This window comes from Falsigemmobacter intermedius (assembly GCF_004054105.1).
Lineage (GTDB): Bacteria > Pseudomonadota > Alphaproteobacteria > Rhodobacterales > Rhodobacteraceae > Wagnerdoeblera > Wagnerdoeblera intermedia.
This window is the reverse complement of record NZ_SBLC01000088.1, coordinates 1-4,198: the sequence shown is the minus strand read 5'-3', so window position 1 is coordinate 4,198 and position 4,198 is coordinate 1. Positions and strand designations below refer to the sequence as shown.

The following is a 4,198-nucleotide window of genomic DNA, read 5'->3' as shown; positions in this document are numbered from 1 at the left end:
TCTTCAAGGGTATAGACCTGCCCCATGACGCCTGCCTGTCCGGGCAGCGGCATACGCTCACAGCGGGTATATTCGAAGCCTGTCTGCCAATCGTAGCAGACCTCAATGGCGTCTTCCCCATCATAATCGGCCGAACGCATCCGCTCTTGAGCAAACACGGCCGTTGTCAGCATGAGGGTCGCGGGAAGCGAGAGGCAAAAGGCGCGGAAGGTCATTTAATGCCATCCTTCTCTGCCTGTTGACGCTCACGGTCCGCACGGCGAGACATCTCCACGTCCCGCACTGCTGCGGTCATGGGCTTGCCTTCATAGACTGCGTAGCTTGCAAGATAGACCCGCAGGCGCTCGGTGGTGAAACCAAGCTCATAGGTGATCTGCTTCTCGATGGGCGATCTGACACCGGGGCCGCCGATGGTCTGGCGTCCGGTGACGAAGAAGCGGTTCAGCTCAGGGTCATAGATGACTTCGCGGGGGCTGAAGGTAACAACGGCGTTGTCGCGGACGATGTTCTGAAGCTCGATATCGACCGTTTCCATGAGGCGGCGATAGAGCGCAGGAGTGGCGATCCGCTGAAGCTCGCCCCGCACGAAGGAGGCGTTACCCGGAGTGATGTTGCCCGCCAGCATGGAAACGGACCATGCCCACTGGCTGTAGAATTCCTGATTGGCCCTGCCGTTGATGAACTCGATGGTTTCATGCTGGAACGGCGGGACAAGAATGACGGTATCGTCACGGGTCGCAGCGTTGAAGATGAAGAGCGATGTGACGAACAGCATCGAGCCCAAACCCATCTTCAGGATCACGTTGTCCGTGCGGATTTGGCGGAAGGTTTTTTCGGCGCGTTCCTTTTTCACGGGCGGAACTCCCGGTCGATGCCATTGGGGATCGACTTGCCGGCCATCACGGGGATGCCCCGAAAATATGCCAGATGCCGCAGGTAGCCGTCGGGTCGTTTATCGACGTATTTGTTGAGGAAGGAGCCCGCTACGAGCCCGATGCCACCTGCGATAAAGGGGTGGTTTACGACGATCCCAACGATCGCAAACCCAATGAACGTGAAGAGCTGACTTGCGTTGAAAACCAGCGCAAGGGGAGGCGCATCAAGCGTCTGTGGGATCTGGTGCTCTTCCATCGCTGCTGCTCCGTTTAGGATGCAGAGCGCCAAGGAGTTTCATCCGCTCGTTTTCCATGGTTGGATCGGAGCATTCCTGATCCAGCTCATACTGGTGGATCATTCTGTCTCTGACCGCTTTCTCCGGCATAGCGACCGGATAAACCATGATTCCGCAAAGGCGATCACCCAGGACCATCAGATACTCTTCGATGGCTGTAACGCGCTTCCAGTGGCGAAGCACAGAACCCGTGTGGGCCTTAACAATCCCGACCGGTACGCCGTTGGTGTAGCTCAGACCCATGAGGTAGCTGAACACGCCATCAGTTTCCGTCGGAAGGCGGAATACGTGCGCGACGAAAGTTCCTCCCTCGGTGCTCCTGTCGAAAATCTGTCTCGTGGTGGTGGTCAGCATCCTGCATTCCTCAGCTTTGTGAGCTCCATAGTGCTGGGCTAAAGCGAGCCAAGGAATTTTTCAACTGCCCTGTGAGGAAACGATTACCACTCTCCAGCTATATTGCAATAGCTTACTTGGCTAAAAAAACAAAAAAACAGCCGAGGATAATTTCCACGACTGTTTGAGTTGCTGGAGGTGATGCCGACCGTCAGGCGATCTTTGGCAGGGAGAATGCGAAAACAGTGATCCCCAGGACGCAAGCAGACAGGCTCAGCGTCAAAACGTATGGATTTATCGCGAAGGGCAGTGACCAAATGATGATCGTGATGGGGATGGCATAAGCCAGCGTCGTGCGTGCCCAGACGTTCATAAGCAGGGGGGTGTCACCAAACCCATAGCGCTTTCGGTGCCTGATGATTGCCCCATGGATGCCCACCGCGAGGATCAAACAGAACACATAGGCCAGTGAGACTGCAAAATAGCCCGCCCTGTGGGAGAGCAGGAGCAGGTAGTCAAAGATATTGTCCAAGGTCCGACTGAAGATCTTCATATCTTTGACTGCAGCGCCGGCAATGTCCTTCTCGTCCGGCTCACTCAGGGCTTTGTAGGCCAGCCCCTCAGCACCTGATCTCACGAACAGGGTGTCGTAAATGCGGTCCCCATTGTAGCGCATGCTCTGATGCAGGGTTTCGTTCAGTGTGATGCCGAAGGCGGCCTTTTCCTTGCTCAGGACGCGGTGGAAGGGGGTCTCCCAGCTGAGCGTATAGAGCGCGGTGACGATGCCGATGTTGCACATCATCACGAGCGCGAGGAAAAAAAACCATTTAACCAGTGTCAGCTGGTCATAGGAGGATGAGGACGTGCCATCCGCCATTGTCAGGCCGCTGTCAGAAGCGCAGCACGATCCTGAGGATGCTGCATCAGTTGGACTGGATGGCCATGGGTGCGGAGCGCCAGCATAGTCAGAGCCATGAGACGGAAATGGGGCTCATACCGCGCACCGGGCTTTTGGACAGCGCGAAGGACTGCCTCTGCAGACATGCCTTGCGTTCTGCTCAGTTCCGGGATCGCATCTGCCCCCAGAAGATCTTCAAACGTCGCATGCAGCCATGATTTGTTGAACATCTGCGGAATGTAGAGCGTTTTGCACTGGGTCAGGATGACCAGCGGGTCAGTGCCGCTTGCTTTCAGTTGTTCCAGCAAGGCTCCGGTAGTGAGCACGAGCCTGTTGGTCACTGTGGAGGCGTCAGAGACATTGCGCAGAAGGGTGGTGGGGCAGCGACCGATTGCTTCCGCATAGATGCGATAGGCTGAGGGCCCGAACAGAGACTTGAGAGAAGCGATGGCGAGCATGTGGATCTTCCATGTCCAGAGAACAGTCGGCTTGGCTGCGTAATTGTCGCTGGCACATCTTAGGAAAATCCCTTGGCTAATTTCAAGCGTGTTAACTGGATGATTTGCCTTTTTGCTTATCCGGAGGAATATCCTCAATCTCACGTGGTTTACGGTCTCAGGCTGCAATGCCTACTCAGACGGGCTGCAGGCCGAAGCTGTAAGGGTGTCTGCATCAGGAAACAGCACGATCAGGTCTTCGGGGAGAACACGGAGACGCAGATGCTTATCAGCAAGGCGCTCTCCGTCTCGTATGTGCCCATACGTCCCCGATACCCAGTCATGACCATGTGCGATTAAGGGTGGTTTGAGCTGCCAGACCTCGCCCCCTTTTTGGATCAGGCTCTGCGAGGCGACGACTTTTCCGCGGTCTGAGCAGTAGTGGAAGAGGCTGTGATCTGGGGTAATGGCAAGAGCAAAGGCTACAGGAAAAACAAAACTCAGCACTCGGACCTCCAGATAGCTGTGCTGTTGACTAGACAAAAGTGGACGAATTTTGCACCGCCGTTCTCATTTGAACGTGAAGGTCGTGCCTTTAGCCGTGCCGACAGTCACATCGACTTCGGTGACATCCCTTGGGGCTACCGCCACGGGTGCAATGCGGGACGCATCGGAAGGCGTGACGGCTTTCGCGTCACCCGTTCAATAAGTGTAGTTCCTGAAGTCTCCGGGCTGGCTTTTCTGACAGAAACGCCTAGTCTCGTCGGTTGGCCTCAAATAGGCCGTTTCACCGAAGGAGTGCCTAAGATGGCAAAAGGTATGGAAAAGCGACGACGTGACGAGAAAAAGCCGAAGAAAGTCGTCCCTAAAACAATTGCTGCTGCACCAAGCCTTAAGAACGTAGTCGCGTCTGCGCCGACCCTGAAAGCTAAGGCTAAGTAACCCGCAGGACCGGCGCTCCACAGGACGTCTGATCTAGCGAAACTGGGGAGCGCCCCAACTTTTTTACATATCTGATCTGCAGCTGCATCCGCCGAGAGGCGGAGGAATAGCAATACCCTCAGAGCGGTCTTCTCACATTGCCTGCACAATGGAGGCCTTATGCCCGAAAGCAAACTACACGAGCTTGTCAGCGAGTTTTCACGAGGTGACGTTCAGGAAAGCTCGATAAGATTGACCAGCGAGCACCCCGCTGACATTGCCGGTGCCCTGCAGGAGATGGGACCGGAAGGTGCATGGCCAATCCTGAATGGAGCAGCCCGACCGCGTCAGGCTGACATATTCGGCTATCTCGATCTAGACTATCAAGCGCAACTCGCCACGAGCATACCGCGCGCCGATCTGGCAGCCATCTTCATG

Annotated in this window: 8 protein-coding genes; 2 read left to right on the top strand and 6 right to left on the bottom strand. The window is 55.6% G+C overall.

Features of this window, described 5'->3' with window-relative positions:
* The 6 genes from EP867_RS18915 to EP867_RS18890 all read right to left on the bottom strand — a co-directional run.
* Positions 1 to 215 (bottom strand): hypothetical protein (locus tag EP867_RS18915; RefSeq protein ID WP_164888958.1); only part of this gene is annotated, 215 nt, incomplete at its 3' end.
* Positions 212 to 853, bottom strand: coding sequence for a TraE/TraK family type IV conjugative transfer system protein (locus EP867_RS18910; RefSeq protein ID WP_128490994.1), 642 nt, complete (start codon positions 851 to 853; stop codon positions 212 to 214). The genes EP867_RS18910 and EP867_RS18915, both read right to left, overlap by 4 nt.
* Positions 850 to 1,131 carry a type IV conjugative transfer system protein TraL gene (locus EP867_RS18905; RefSeq protein ID WP_124964891.1) on the bottom strand — a complete coding sequence of 94 codons (282 nt, stop codon included), beginning with the start codon at positions 1,129 to 1,131 and terminating at the stop codon, positions 850 to 852. Before EP867_RS18905 ends, EP867_RS18910 begins: the two co-directional genes overlap by 4 nt.
* Positions 1,100 to 1,525, bottom strand: a complete 426-nt coding sequence (locus tag EP867_RS18900; RefSeq protein ID WP_128490993.1) for a hypothetical protein — start codon at positions 1,523 to 1,525, stop codon at positions 1,100 to 1,102. Before EP867_RS18900 ends, EP867_RS18905 begins: the two co-directional genes overlap by 32 nt.
* Positions 1,526 to 1,715: 190 nt before the next feature.
* Positions 1,716 to 2,381, bottom strand: coding sequence for a DUF4400 domain-containing protein (locus tag EP867_RS18895; protein ID WP_124964893.1), 666 nt, complete (start codon positions 2,379 to 2,381; stop codon positions 1,716 to 1,718).
* A 2-nt stretch (positions 2,382 to 2,383) separates the two neighbouring features.
* Entirely contained in the window at positions 2,384 to 2,860 is a 477-nt protein-coding gene (locus EP867_RS18890; protein WP_128490992.1) for a hypothetical protein, read from the bottom strand.
* Positions 2,861 to 3,280: 420 nt separating this feature from the next.
* Here EP867_RS18890 and EP867_RS18885 point away from each other — a divergent pair, with 420 nt between their 5' ends.
* Positions 3,281 to 3,781 (top strand): hypothetical protein, encoded by a 501-nt coding sequence (locus EP867_RS18885; protein ID WP_128490991.1) that lies wholly within the window; start codon positions 3,281 to 3,283, stop codon positions 3,779 to 3,781.
* 159 nt (positions 3,782 to 3,940) lie between these two features.
* On the top strand, positions 3,941 to 4,198 hold a 258-nt coding region (locus EP867_RS18880; RefSeq protein WP_407644021.1), incomplete at its 3' end, for a magnesium transporter MgtE N-terminal domain-containing protein.